The sequence below is a fragment of the Calditrichota bacterium genome (assembly GCA_013152715.1).
Lineage (GTDB): Bacteria > Zhuqueibacterota > Zhuqueibacteria > Thermofontimicrobiales > Thermofontimicrobiaceae > 4484-87.
Genome location: JAADFU010000094.1, coordinates 98,120 through 110,998 on the forward strand (window position 1 = coordinate 98,120; position 12,879 = coordinate 110,998).

At 46.4% G+C, this 12,879-nt stretch carries 12 protein-coding genes; all 12 read left to right on the forward strand.

Annotation, left to right across the window (positions count from 1 at the left end):
* Positions 1-151 precede the first annotated feature (151 nt).
* The 12 genes from mutS (at position 152) to ruvX (ending at position 12,803) form a co-directional block, all read left to right on the forward strand.
* The gene (gene mutS / locus GXO74_07635) at positions 152-2,749 is read left to right on the forward strand and encodes a DNA mismatch repair protein MutS (protein NOZ61539.1); all 2,598 of its coding nucleotides are present in this window, start codon (positions 152-154) and stop codon (positions 2,747-2,749) included.
* A gap of 35 nt (positions 2,750-2,784) precedes the next feature.
* On the forward strand, positions 2,785-3,849 hold the full coding sequence (locus GXO74_07640; GenBank protein NOZ61540.1) for a PorV/PorQ family protein: 1,065 nt from the start codon (positions 2,785-2,787) through the stop codon (positions 3,847-3,849).
* A 390-nt stretch (positions 3,850-4,239) separates the two neighbouring features.
* The gene (locus GXO74_07645; GenBank protein ID NOZ61541.1) at positions 4,240-5,121 is read left to right on the forward strand and encodes a YicC family protein; all 882 of its coding nucleotides are present in this window, start codon (positions 4,240-4,242) and stop codon (positions 5,119-5,121) included.
* Positions 5,122-5,169: 48 nt separating this feature from the next.
* Positions 5,170-5,433 (forward strand): DUF370 domain-containing protein, encoded by a 264-nt coding sequence (locus GXO74_07650; protein NOZ61542.1) that lies wholly within the window; start codon positions 5,170-5,172, stop codon positions 5,431-5,433.
* 9 nt (positions 5,434-5,442) lie between these two features.
* Positions 5,443-6,036, forward strand: a complete 594-nt coding sequence (gene gmk, locus GXO74_07655) for a guanylate kinase (protein ID NOZ61543.1) — start codon at positions 5,443-5,445, stop codon at positions 6,034-6,036.
* Positions 6,037-6,050: 14 nt separating this feature from the next.
* Complete coding sequence (locus GXO74_07660) at positions 6,051-6,335, forward strand: DNA-directed RNA polymerase subunit omega (GenBank protein NOZ61544.1); 285 nt, start codon at positions 6,051-6,053, stop codon at positions 6,333-6,335.
* 11 nt (positions 6,336-6,346) lie between these two features.
* Positions 6,347-7,546, forward strand: a complete 1,200-nt coding sequence (gene coaBC, locus GXO74_07665) for a bifunctional phosphopantothenoylcysteine decarboxylase/phosphopantothenate--cysteine ligase CoaBC (protein NOZ61545.1) — start codon at positions 6,347-6,349, stop codon at positions 7,544-7,546.
* Between the two features lie 21 nt (positions 7,547-7,567).
* Positions 7,568-8,281 (forward strand): uracil-DNA glycosylase, encoded by a 714-nt coding sequence (locus GXO74_07670; GenBank protein ID NOZ61546.1) that lies wholly within the window; start codon positions 7,568-7,570, stop codon positions 8,279-8,281.
* Positions 8,282-8,338: 57 nt separating this feature from the next.
* Entirely contained in the window at positions 8,339-9,697 is a 1,359-nt protein-coding gene (gene dnaB / locus GXO74_07675; GenBank protein ID NOZ61547.1) for a replicative DNA helicase, read from the forward strand.
* On the forward strand, positions 9,678-11,933 hold the full coding sequence (locus GXO74_07680) for a bifunctional (p)ppGpp synthetase/guanosine-3',5'-bis(diphosphate) 3'-pyrophosphohydrolase (protein ID NOZ61548.1): 2,256 nt from the start codon (positions 9,678-9,680) through the stop codon (positions 11,931-11,933). Before dnaB ends, GXO74_07680 begins: the two co-directional genes overlap by 20 nt.
* 59 nt (positions 11,934-11,992) lie before the next feature.
* Positions 11,993-12,301, forward strand: a complete 309-nt coding sequence (locus GXO74_07685) for an integration host factor subunit beta (protein ID NOZ61549.1) — start codon at positions 11,993-11,995, stop codon at positions 12,299-12,301.
* Positions 12,302-12,392: 91 nt separating this feature from the next.
* A complete protein-coding gene (gene ruvX, locus GXO74_07690) occupies positions 12,393-12,803 on the forward strand; it encodes a Holliday junction resolvase RuvX (GenBank protein NOZ61550.1) in 411 nt (136 codons plus the stop codon).
* Positions 12,804-12,879 lie beyond the last annotated feature (76 nt).

Here is a 12,879-nt window from a genome sequence, read left to right on the forward strand (position 1 = left end):
AAAGTTCGCCAGATGCTCCGAAGTCGCATTTCCGCCAGTTGGCGGGTGATGCGTTTAATCAGCGTCCTATTTTGGCAAAGATCACAAATGAGAAATTGGAAAAATATTCGGATTTGGGCACATGAAAGATAGTTCTGCGTCCACGCCTTTGATGGAACAATATTTAGCGATTAAAGCCAAACATAAAAATGCCATTTTGTTTTATCGCATGGGCGATTTTTATGAAATGTTTTACGATGACGCCAAAATCGCTTCCGAAGTGTTGGGGATTACTCTGACTTCTCGCGCCCACGGCAAAGCCGCTAAAGTGCCATTGGCAGGATTCCCTTATCATGCGCTGGATAATTATTTGACAAAAATGATCAAAGCCGGCTATCGGGTGGCAATTTGCGAGCAGGTTGAAGACCCCAAAACGGCGAAGAAATTAGTCAAGCGCGACGTAACAGAAATTGTGACGCCGGGAACGACCTTTTCCGATGAACTGCTGGATTCCAAACGAAATAATTATCTGGTTTCCATTTATCTGCGAAAAGATATCTGTGGTTTGGCGGCGGCGGATGTGACCACCGGCGAATTTTTTGTCAATGAATTTTTTCCGGAAAAGCTGCGCGAACAATTGATGCTGATCAACCCCTCGGAACTACTCGTGGCTGAGTCTCAGCAAAAAAATGTCGCTGACCAAATCGCTTCGGAACTCCATAGTTTCATTACTGCACGCGAAGATTGGGTTTTTAACCGCGATTTCGGCTACGAGAAACTCATCCATCATTTTAAAACTTCCTCGCTGAAAGGCTTCGGCTGCGAGGATTTGACCGTGGGGATTGTTGCTGCCGGCGCCCTGCTGGATTATTTGAAAGAAAATCAGAAAAACAGTCTCTCCCATTTCACACAAATCAAACGTCGTTTCGATTCTGATTTTATGGCGGTAGATCCAACCACGCAGCGCAATCTGGAGCTCATTCAACCGCTCTCTGCGCGTGACAATCGCGGCGTTTTGATTCACGTTCTGGACAAAACAAAAACCGCCATGGGCGGGCGTCGCTTGGTAAATTGGCTGCTGAATCCTTTGAACCAAATCGCTCCCATAAACCGTCGGCTGGACGCCGTGGAGGAATTGTTCAAGCAGGAGATGACGCGTCGCGAGCTGCGCGAATCGCTTGGAAAAATGGGGGATCTGGAACGGCTGTTGTCGCGAATCACCACCGGGCGCGCCAATGCCAGAGATTTGATCGCGCTCAAGTCGGCGCTGCGCATTGTTCCCGAAATAAAAGAAAAATTAGCGCCGTTGGAAGCGGACTATCTGGCGCAGATCAGAGAACAATTGCACGAGTTGCCCGAAGTCGTGGATGAAATCGAAGCGGCGCTGGTCGAAGAACCGCCGCTGTCCGTGGTCGACGGCGGACTGATCAAACGCGGCTACAACGAAGAACTGGATCAATTGCGCGAAATCGCTTTTTCCGGCAAGGATTGGATCGCCCGTATGCAACAGAGCGAACGCGAACGCACCGGAATTCCCTCGCTGAAAGTGGGATACAATAAAGTTTTCGGCTACTACATTGAAATAACCAAGCCGCATCTGGCAAAAGTGCCCACCAATTACATGCGCAAGCAGACGTTAGTCAACGCTGAGCGTTTCATCACGCCGGAATTGAAAGAATACGAGGAAAAAATTGTCGGCGCTGAGGAAAAAATCATTGAGCTTGAATTTCAGCTATTCGATCAAATACGTCAGCACGTGAGTCGGCGGGTGCGCGAAATTCAGGAAAATGCCAGACAAATTGGTGATCTGGATTGCTTGCTGAATTTTGCGCAAATTTCGCGTGATAACGATTACAACCGCCCGCAAATTACTTCCGGCGATGAAATTGATATCAAAGAAGGCCGCCACCCGGTGGTGGAACAGCTTCTTCCCGCCGGAGAGTCGTTTGTGCCCAACGATGTTTACGCCAACAATAGCAGCGACCAAATTTTGATCATTACGGGTCCTAACATGGCGGGAAAATCGACTTATTTGCGGCAGGTGGGTTTGATCGTGTTGATGGCGCAAATCGGCTGCTTTGTTCCGGCGCGGGAAGCCAAAATGGGACTCGTGGATAAATTGTTCACGCGCGTGGGGGCGTCGGATAATCTGGCGGGCGGCGAAAGCACATTTTTAATGGAAATGAACGAAACCGCTAATATTTTGAACAATGCGACGACGAAAAGTTTGATTTTGCTCGACGAAATAGGTCGGGGCACGAGCACTTTTGACGGGCTTTCCATTGCCTGGTCGGTGGCAGAATATTTGCACAATACCAGCGCCGTGGCGGCAAAAACGCTTTTTGCGACACATTATCATGAATTAACGGAACTTGCGCGGATTCTACCTCGTGTAAAAAACTACAATGTCGCGGTCAAAGAATGGGGCGACCAGGTAATCTTTTTAAGGAAAATTGTGGCTGGCGGTTGCGACAACAGTTATGGAATCCATGTGGCGCAATTGGCCGGCTTGCCGCGCATCGTGATCGAGCGGGCGCGGCAGGTGCTCAGCAATCTCGAAAAAGACGAATTCACCGAGACCAGGACGCCGCGTTTGGCGAGGCCTCGGTCGCCGGAGGGTAAGCAAATCGTTCCGAGCCAACTCGATTTTTTTTCAAGGCAGGAAACGGCACTGAGAGAAAAATTAAAAGAGATCGACGTTAATCAATTAACGCCGCTGGAAGCATTGAATACATTATCTGAACTGAAAAAATTGATTGATGGCGAATAAAATCGAATAATCAACTAAAATAGCGTGGGATTTCTATGAAATTAAAAAGAAATGTCAGCAATTGTTTAGTTTTGTCAATCTTTGTCTTTGTCGGTTTCGCGCAGGCCGGCAATATTGTCAAAGCAAAGTATGCGGGTGAATTTTTAGCGAGCGGCGTCGGCGGGCGCGCTCTCGGTATGGGCGGCGCTTCTGTCGCCATCGCCAACGATGTGACTGCCGGGTACTGGAATCCGGCGCTATTGACGCAAATTGATTACCCGCAAATTATCGGCATGCACGCGCAGCGGTTCGCCAATATCGTCAATTACAATTACGGCGCCGTGGCTTTGCCTTTCGGGAAAACAAGCACGCTGGCGCTGTCCGTGATTCGTCTGGGAGTGGACGACATTCCCAATACGACCGAGGCGCTGTTAGATTACGGCCTTGACGGAAAACCTAACACCGGCGATGAGGGCGAAGGCAATGGCGTCATTGATGAAAATGAACGAATTGATCCTTACAAGGTATTTTATTTTAATTCGGCTGAATGGGGCATGTTTTTGAGCTATGGTGCTCGCGCCAATCGGAAAATTTCCTACGGCGGAAGCGTGAAATTTTTGCTCAAGCAGTTGGGCGAACAGAGCGCCTGGGGAGTGGGTTTTGATGTTGGCATGATCTATCGCTTCAGCGACCGATTTAAACTGGGCGCCAATTTGCAGGACGCGACAACGACGTTGCTCGTTTGGGAAAAAGGCCGTCAGGAAGCGATTATTCCCACGCTGAAATTGGGAAGCGCTTACATTTGGGAATCCTCTCTCATCGGCGGCAGTCTGATTCCGGCCTTCGATGTGGATGTTCGCTTTGAAAATCGTCGGTACGCTTCGCAATGGAATGTCGGCGCCGTCAGTTTTGACAGCCACGCCGGATTCGAATATCAGTTCAAAAAACTGATCGCGCTCCGTTTCGGAATGGACGCCGGTCGGTTCACCGCTGGCATCGGTATTCGCTTGCCGAAGTTGATGGTGGATTACGCTTTTCTCAGTCACAATGATTTAGGAGATACCCATCGGATTTCCGTCAAATTGACAATTGATGAGAAGCGATTTCAACGCCGTCGTTGAACCTCTTCCGATTTGAGCGCATTCTTCTGAATTATTTTCCTGCTATTTGTTCACACGAAAAAGCATGCCGCCTTCTCAAGGGGATTGGGATGAATATTTATTTTTTTATTTGACGAATAAATATTCATTTTTTTTTGATGGAAATAGATTTTTCCGGAAGAAAATGAACGCCAGAATCGTCGGCAATTTTCAGCGAGACAGTTTTTCGTCTGAAAAAATGAAAAAAAATGGCTTAAACTCAAGACTATAAGCGGTAAAAACGGGATTTGAGATAACTCTTTAAAAAAAAAGAAAAAACATAAAAAAAAGTTTGACAATTTCAAAAAAAATTTGTATAATCTAACTCACACTTAATTTTCAACTTATACGTATTTAGGAACGGAAACACCAATGATCAAGAGCATGACTGGATTTGGGCGGGCTGAACTTGTACGAAACGATTTTGAAGTGGTGGCAGAGGTTCGCTCGGTGAACAATCGTTTTCTCGATATTCAAGTGAAATTGCCAAAACAGTTTTACCATTTGGAGCATGAGGTTAAAAATATTGTCAGGGATTATGTGACGCGCGGCAGGGTTAATATTTATGTGAATTTGAAATATGAAAATGGCGATGCGCAGAACGGGCTGGAGGTTGACGATCATGCGGTACGAATGTACCTGAAATTGCTCCAAAATTTAAAGAAGAAATATCGCCTGGGCGGAAAAATAAAGATCGATCATTTGCTCAATTTTGCGGATATTTTTTCTTTCGAGGCGGCTGGCGAATACAAGCAGGAAACGTGGGAGATCGTCAAGCAGGTGCTTTCTCAGGCGCTGACGCGCTTTTCAGAAATGCGCAGCAGTGAAGGCGAAGAGCTGGGAAAAGATTTGCGTGCGCGCATTGAGAATCTGAATCGTGTCGTTGCCAGAATAGAAAAAATTGCGCAAGATCGCCACGAAGAAGATCTGAGTCAGTTGCGGGAGCGAGTTCACGATCTCATTGCCGACGAAAATGTTGACGAACAGCGTTTGCAGACAGAGTTAGCACTGATGATTAACCGGATGGATGTGACCGAAGAATGCGTTCGTTTTCGCAGTCATAACAAGATGTTTCTGGAGTCGCTGAAGGCGGAGCAATCAATTGGGAAAAAATTGAATTTTATTTTGCAGGAGATGACGAGAGAGGCAAACACTATGGGCTCCAAAGCCAATCACGCGGAGATTGCTCATTTGGTGGTGGACATAAAGGAAGAAGTGGAAAAGATCAGAGAACAAGTACAAAATATTGAATAAATAATTTCAAAAAATCGGTTAGCGAATTAAAATAGAGAGGATATAACGATGATGATCAGTATCGGATATAGAAATTATTTATTAGCGGAACGGATCGTCGCCATCGTGTCGCCGGAGACGCGCCCCACAAGGAATCTGATTGCCGGCGCAAAAGAGCGCGGAATGCTCGTCGATGCCACAATGGGGAAAAAGACAAAATCTGTGATTGTCACTAACAGCAATCATGTGGTTTTATCGGCAAATTCAGCGGATACCATTGTCCATCGCATTGAAATCTCAGAGGTGAAAATTGGCGTGGACGAGGAGAACTGAATCGGGCGCATGAACGGATTATTGATTTTTTTTGCCTCTCCTTCGGGCGGCGGAAAGACGACGGTCATCAAGGAATTGCTCAACCGCTATCCGGAAAGATTTGTCTATTCTGTTTCGAGCACCACAAGAAAACCGAGGCCTGGCGAAAAACACGGCGCGGATTATTATTTTCTGGCGGAGCAGGAATTTCGGCAAAAAATCGATAGAAATGAGTTTCTGGAATGGGAGCACGTTCATGATTATTACTATGGGACGGACAAAGTTCTCATCGAACGCTATCTGGCGCAGGGTAAACATGTGCTGCTGGATTTGGACGTCAACGGCACGCTGAATGTCAGCAAGGAATATCCTGAGCATTCAGTGACGATATTTCTCGCGCCGCCATCGGAACAAGTTTTGATCAGGAGGCTCAAAGCGCGCGGTACAGATTCGGCAGCGGAAATTAGGCGGCGGTTGCAGCGATTTTCAATGGAAATGGAGAAGGCAAAATATTTTCAGCACGTGGTTGTCAATGATGAACTGGAAAAAACAGTTAGCAAAGTTTTGTCAATTATTTCAAATTATGAAAATAAAATGGACGTTAAAAATATAAAGCAAGCCTAAGGAGGGCGTTATTTATGTCAGCAACTATATCTCTGGAAGATTTGGAAAAATTTAGCGAAAATGTTTACGAAGCTATCATCGTCATTGCCAAACGAGCGCGGCAGATCAATCAGGAACAAAAGCGAATGGTTGAGGAAATTGTGGGCTTGGATGACATGGAAGGCTCCGAAGAGGACGAGGACTATTTGAACGATGAAGAAGAAAGAAATTACATCACATTACCCAAGCCGACGCGATTGGCGATGGAAGAATTTTTGCAGGGAAAAATAAAATATGAGTTCCTTAAAAATGCTGAGTAATTTGTAATTTTATGTTTGCCAATAAAAACATTTTAGTCGGAGTCACCGGGGGGATTGCCGCCTATAAAAGTTGCGAGATAATTCGAGAAATAAAAAAGAACGGCGGAAATGTCCGTGTTGTGATGACGCCGGCGGCGACGAAATTCATCACGCCGCTGACGCTGGCAACGTTGTCGGAAAATCCGGTTTTGATGGATATGTTTGCTGATGAATTCGGCGGTTCCACAATTCATATTGAATCCGCGCGTTGGGCTGATGCGATTTTGACGTGCCCGGCGACGGCAAACACAATCGGGAAAATTGCCTCGGGCATTTCAGATAATTTGTTAACCACGCTGGTCATGGCGGCGACGGTGCCTGTTTTGTTGTGTCCTGCGATGAACAAAGAGATGTATCGCAACATGATGTTCGTTGAAAATGTCGCCAAATTGAAAAAAGCGGGCTATATTTTTGTCGATGCTGACGAAGGTGAACTGGCGTGCGGCGAAGTCGGTGAAGGACGGTTGGCGGAAACGCACAAAATTATGTTCGCGCTGAGAAAGGCACTTTTCGGCAAAAATGTGCTATCCGGAAAGAAAATTTTGGTTACCGCCGGAAGGACAGAAGAAGATCTCGATCCGGTGCGCTTTTTGACGAATCGCTCCAGCGGCAAAATGGGTTACGCCATTGCGGAAGCTGCGGCTATTGCCGGGGGCGAGGTGACGCTTGTCAGCGGGCCGACGCAATTGCCGATTTTTTCAGCGGGAAAATTTATCAGTGTACGCACAGCGGCAGAAATAGCGGCGGCGACGGAGAAAGAATTCCCGAAACAAGATGTGGTCGTCATGGCGGCGGCAGTGGCGGATTTTCGGCCGGAACAAGTTTCAGCGCACAAATTAAAAAAAGACGATGCCCGCTTGACGCTAAATCTGGCGCGAACCAGGGATATTCTTCAGTGGATGGGAAAAAGAAAAGGCGACAAATGTCTCGTTGGTTTTGCGCTGGAGACTGAGAATGAGGTGCAAAACGCACTTGGGAAATTGCGACAAAAAAATCTGGATTTAATTGTGGTGAATAATCCGCTGACTTCAGGCGCGGGTTTCGCTCACAGTACCAATGTCGTAACTATCATCGACAAATCCGGGAATCAGGAACAACTCCCGCTGATGAGCAAATTTGAAGTTGCCAGCCAGTTAGTGGATCGTATTGCGAATTTGTTGACAAAAAATTAGGGGATTTATCTGAGGACAGAAGTGGACACATTCATCGACTTGCTCGATAAAACAAAAGAATTTTTTGCCGTTCAGCAGCAGCTTTACGGAGATCAAATTTTCACAAATATATCGGCGGAACGACTTTCGTTTTTATCTTCTGAACGTGCATTTCCTGCAATGATGGACCTGTCAAATCGCGTCAGGGATTGTCAAAAATGTCCGTTGGCAAAAACGAGAAAGCAGGTCGTGTTTGGCGGGGGCGACGTCAATTCAGATATTCTGCTCATTGGCGAAGCTCCGGGTTATTATGAGGATCAGGCAGGAGAGGTGTTTGTCGGCGAAGCCGGACAATTATTGGACAAAATTTTGGCGGCGGTAGAATTGGATAGAAAGCAAATTTACATTACGAACGTTGTCAAATGCCGTCCGCCAAAAAATCGCGATCCGGAGCCTCACGAGCGGGCCGCGTGTTTTCCGATTTTGCGCAAACAAATGGAGATTTTGAAACCAAAATACATACTGGCGCTGGGCAGGATCGCAGCGCATGTTTTGCTGAATACCACCAGACCGCTGAGCAATCTGCGAAATCGCGTGTACAGAAAGTACGGCGCCTTGATGGTCGTCACTTACCATCCGGCGGCGTTATTGCGAAATCAGAAGTTGAAACGGGACACATGGGGAGACGTTCAGGTTTTTCAGAAATGTTTTTCCGAAAAATATCGCGGTGAAGTGATTGACCTTGATAAACATTAATTTTTTGTACGGAAATTAATTCACGGGATTGGCGCCATGGCAACGACAAAAGATAAGATGCCGCAAACGCAGCGTATTCCCCCGCAAGACATCGAAGCGGAGATGGCTGTTCTCGGATCGATGTTTTTGGATCTGGAAGCCGTTGGCAAGACTGTCGAAGTTATTCGGGATGCGAATTATTTTTATAAAACGGCTCATCAGATTATTTTTGAAGCGGCAAAAGAACTGTACGACAGGCGCGAACCCATCGATGTGATCACTTTGTCTGACCGGCTTAAAAAAAGAAATAAATTGGACGCCGTCGGCGGGCAATTTTATCTCGTCCAATTGGCGGAGAAAGTGCCGTCCGCTGCAAACGTAGAATTCTATGCCAAGATAGTGCTTGAAAAGGCTTTGTTGCGGCGTTTGATCGAGCTGAACACAAAAATTATTGCCAAGGCTTACGGCCATTCTGGCGATGTGTTCGAATTGTTTGATGAAGTTGAAAAAGAGATTTTTTCGTTGACAGAGCGGAAACTCATTCGCGGTTTTGAGTGGATTTCGCCCACTCTGCACGAAACGATGTCGCTGATTCAGGAATTTGCCGGAAAAAAAGGCGGCGTCACAGGCGTCGCGTCCGGGTTTCGCGAGTTGGATGCGAAAACTTCCGGATTTCAGAAATCTGATTTGGTCATTATTGCCGGGCGGCCATCCATGGGCAAAACAGCTTTGTGTTTGAACATCGCCCGTAACGCTGCGCTGGATCATCAAGTGCCGGTCGGTTTGTTCAGTTTGGAAATGTCAAGTCATCAATTGGCACTGCGCATGTTGTGCGCCGAAGCGCGCGTCGATTCTAATGCCGTTCGCACCGGAATGTTGCCAAAACACGAGTTCCCTAAATTGAGCATGAATGTCGGAAAGTTAGCCTCAGCGCCGATTTTTATTGACGACACGCCGGCGATGAATATCCTGGAAATTAAAGCTAAGGCGCGACGTTTAAAATATGAGAAAGATATTGGTCTGCTAATTATTGATTATTTGCAGCTCATTCAAGGTCCGGAAAGATCTGAAAGCCGGCAGATGGAAATTTCTGCCATTTCGCGCTCGTTAAAAGCGCTGGCGAAAGAATTAAATATTCCGGTAATTGCGCTGTCTCAGTTATCTCGGGCCGTGGAAGCCAGGGGCGGAGATCGCCGCCCGATGCTGTCTGATCTGCGTGATTCCGGAGCTATTGAGCAGGACGCGGATGTAGTGCTTTTTATTTACCGGGCGGAACGTTACGGAAAAACCGATAAACCGGGAATCGCGGAAATCATTATTGGCAAGCAACGTAACGGGCCGGTGGGCACTGTGGAGTTGTCTTTTATCCCTGAATATACGATGTTTTCTGACTTAGCGCGCGGAAGGGAAGAGCAAGTTGAAGTTAGCACATTCTAAAACGAATATGTTAAAAGAGCGCCAGCCATTCGATATTTCCGGGGAAATTGAGGAAAGATATCGAAGCGGCTTGCGCAATTTGATTCGCAAAATTCGGAAGTACTATCCCGGATTCGATGTGCAATTGCTCAAGAAAGCGTACGAATTTGCTTACAACGCGCATCGTGACCAACTCCGTATGTCCGGGGAGCCTTACTTTGAGCATCCGTTGCATGTGGCAAATCTTTTAGCGGAACTGCGGATGGATCTGGTCACCATTTGCGGCGGTTTGCTGCATGACGTCGCTGAAGACACCGGCGTTTCGCTGGATGAAGTCCGCGAAGAATTTGGCGCTGAAATCGCGACGCTGGTGGATGGTGTGACGAAAATCAGCGAGTTGAAATTTGATAGCTTCGAAGCGCAGCAGGCGGAAAATTTTCGCAAGATGATTATTTCCATGGTTGAAGATATTCGCGTGATTCTGATTAAATTTGCCGATCGACTGCACAACATGCGCACTATTGACTTTTTACCGGAAAAAAAACGCGGTCGGATTGCGCGGGAAACAATGGATATTTACGCGCCATTGGCGCACCGGCTGGGCATTGCGCGGATCAAGTGGGAATTGGAAGATCTGGCGTTTAAAACGCTTTATCCTGATGAATATAAATCTATTGTTCAAAGAATTTCCGACAAACGAGAGGAACGGGAGCGTTACATTCAGCGAGTGAAAAGACCGCTGCAACGGGAATTGAAAAAGTACCATCTGCAAGCCGCTATCACCGGCAGACCCAAACATTTGTACAGCATCTACAACAAAATGCGGCGGCGTCATGTGCCGTTCGAGGACATTCTGGACCTTCAGGCGCTGCGCGTTGTCGTAAAAAAAATCGAAGATTGCTATTTTGCCTTGGGCATTGTTCATAGTTTATTTACGCCTATTCACGAGAAATTTAGCGATTACATTGCCACGCCCAAATCGAATATGTATCAATCGTTGCATACGAAAGTGGTCGGTCCCGAAGGAAAAACAGTGGAAATTCAGATTCGTACCGAAGATATGCATCGCACCGCCGAAGAAGGCATCGCCGCGCATTGGCGTTACAAAGAAGGAAAGGCAAAAGAAGATGAGTTGGATAAACATCTGATTTGGCTCCGCCGCGTACTTGAGTGGCAGCAAGATACGCCTGGTTCTTCCGAATTTATGGAGTATTTGAAAATTGACCTGTTCCACGATGAAGTTTTTGTATTTTCCCCCAAGGGTGATCTTTTTCGTCTGCCGGTCGGGTCGACGCCGATAGATTTTGCTTTTAGTGTGCATACGGCTATTGGCTACCATTGTCTTGGCGCAAAAGTGAACAAGAAAATTGTTCCTTTGAGTTATCAGTTGCAAAGTGGCGACGCGGTGGAAATTATTACTTCCAAGACTCAGCATCCCAATCCGGATTGGATTCATTTTGCGAAAACAACCAAAGCGAGATCAAAAATTAAACGCTGGGTAAATGAATCCATGTCCGAGCAGAGTCAGAAGCTGGGGGCGGAAATTTTGAACAAAGAACTGAAAAAGAGAAAAATTTCCGCGAAACCGGAAGAGTTGCAAGAACTGGCGCCAAGTTATGGCTTTAATGACGTGAACCAGTTTTTTGCCGCGATTGGGCGAGGCGAAGTGTCGCCGGTGAGCATTGTTCACAAATTAAAGCCTGATACCGAAGAAGAAAGAGAAAGCAGGAGCGGTTTTCAGAAATTTTTGCGACGGCCGAAAAAGGCGGGCAAGGGTGTTTTGGTTCAAGGGGTGGATAATTTGTTGATTACGTTCGGGAAATGTTGCCAGCCCGTGCCGGGCGAGCAAATTGTTGGCTTTATCACCAAAGGACGCGGCGTTGTTATTCATCGCACGGATTGCAAAAATATGTTTACTCTGATGAAGCAGCCGGATCGGATAATTGAAGTCGAATGGGATGTGGAGAAGGATCAGCTTTTCAATGTCTCATTATTTTTAATAGCTCACTCGCGAAAGAAATTTTTAAATGAATTAATTGATGCCATGTCGCGACTTAATGTTACAATTTCCAAGTTGAATTTGAAAAAAGCCGAAACTTTCACGCATGTTCATGTTACTCTTGAAGTAAAAAATTTGCATCATCTGAAGCAAATCATCGCCCGGTTGAATAAATTAGACGGCTTGTTACAGGTCGAGCGAGTGAGCAGCGGGGAAGAAGAAAAAGAGGAGGCGAAATTTTTTCATGTCGTAAATTAAGAATAATTAATTCATAGAAATCTAAAAGATTCGTCGCATAAACATAAGGAGCAGACTCAATGAAAAGAACCATCACAAAAAAAGATGTGGCTAAACGTACCGCGAAACTGGTCGGGGAAAAGATCTATCTTACTGAGAAAATTGTGGATGGTGTTTTTACAACATTGCGTGAGTTCATGTCCGAGGCAGACCCGGAAGTCCGCATTGAAATTCGAGATTTTGGCGTGTTTGAAGTAAAAACCACAAAACCAAAACCCAAGGCTCGTAATCCGAAAACAGGGGAAATCATTTATGTCCCGGCGCGTCGAAAAACCCATTTCAAGGCGGGAAAATTGCTGAAGGAAATATTGAAACAACCGCTTGAATAAAAGCGAAATTTCAAGACCGCCGTGATGAATTGATTGCGGCGGTTTTTGTCATAAATCGTTGAAGGAGAGTGATAGCATTCAAGGACGAATATTGTCCGTCGATTTTGGCGAACGACGCGTGGGCATTGCCATCAGCGATCCCCTGGGCGTCATCGCTCAGCCATTGCCGACGATTGAAGTGAAATCCAACGCACAACTTCTGCGCGATCTCGGAGAAATAATTCAAAAAAAAGCAGTCGTCCGGATCGTCGTGGGAATGCCGTTGAATTTAAAAGGCGAGCGAGGAAAAACAGCGCAAGCTGTGGAAAAATTTGTGCGGCAGTTGAGAAAAAAAGCCGCCGTGCCCGTGGAAATTTGGGACGAGCGATTCACCTCTGTGGTGGCGGAACAGACAATTCGCGCCATGGGAAAATCTCCCAGCCGCCACAAAGGAAAAATTGATCAAATTTCAGCGCAATTAATCTTACAAAATTATCTGGATGCAAAAGCTCTCAGAAGATGAGCGCTTAAAAACTGATAATGAGAATTGGTGCCCGCGAAATGGTACTGTGTCGGCATCGTGCATTTTTCGCGGCAAA

Bases quoted from the DNA above. Each gene is read 5' to 3' on its own strand.
- mutS (NOZ61539.1), top strand. From the start codon at position 152: ATGGAACAATATTTAGCGATTAAAGCCAAACATAAAAATGCCATTTTG.
- GXO74_07640 (NOZ61540.1), top strand. From the start codon at position 2,785: ATGAAATTAAAAAGAAATGTCAGCAATTGTTTAGTTTTGTCAATCTTT.
- GXO74_07645 (NOZ61541.1), top strand. From the start codon at position 4,240: ATGATCAAGAGCATGACTGGATTTGGGCGGGCTGAACTTGTACGAAAC.
- GXO74_07650 (NOZ61542.1), top strand. From the start codon at position 5,170: ATGATGATCAGTATCGGATATAGAAATTATTTATTAGCGGAACGGATC.
- gmk (NOZ61543.1), top strand. From the start codon at position 5,443: ATGAACGGATTATTGATTTTTTTTGCCTCTCCTTCGGGCGGCGGAAAG.
- GXO74_07660 (NOZ61544.1), top strand. From the start codon at position 6,051: ATGTCAGCAACTATATCTCTGGAAGATTTGGAAAAATTTAGCGAAAAT.
- coaBC (NOZ61545.1), top strand. From the start codon at position 6,347: ATGTTTGCCAATAAAAACATTTTAGTCGGAGTCACCGGGGGGATTGCC.
- dnaB (NOZ61547.1), top strand. From the start codon at position 8,339: ATGCCGCAAACGCAGCGTATTCCCCCGCAAGACATCGAAGCGGAGATG.
- GXO74_07685 (NOZ61549.1), top strand. From the start codon at position 11,993: ATGAAAAGAACCATCACAAAAAAAGATGTGGCTAAACGTACCGCGAAA.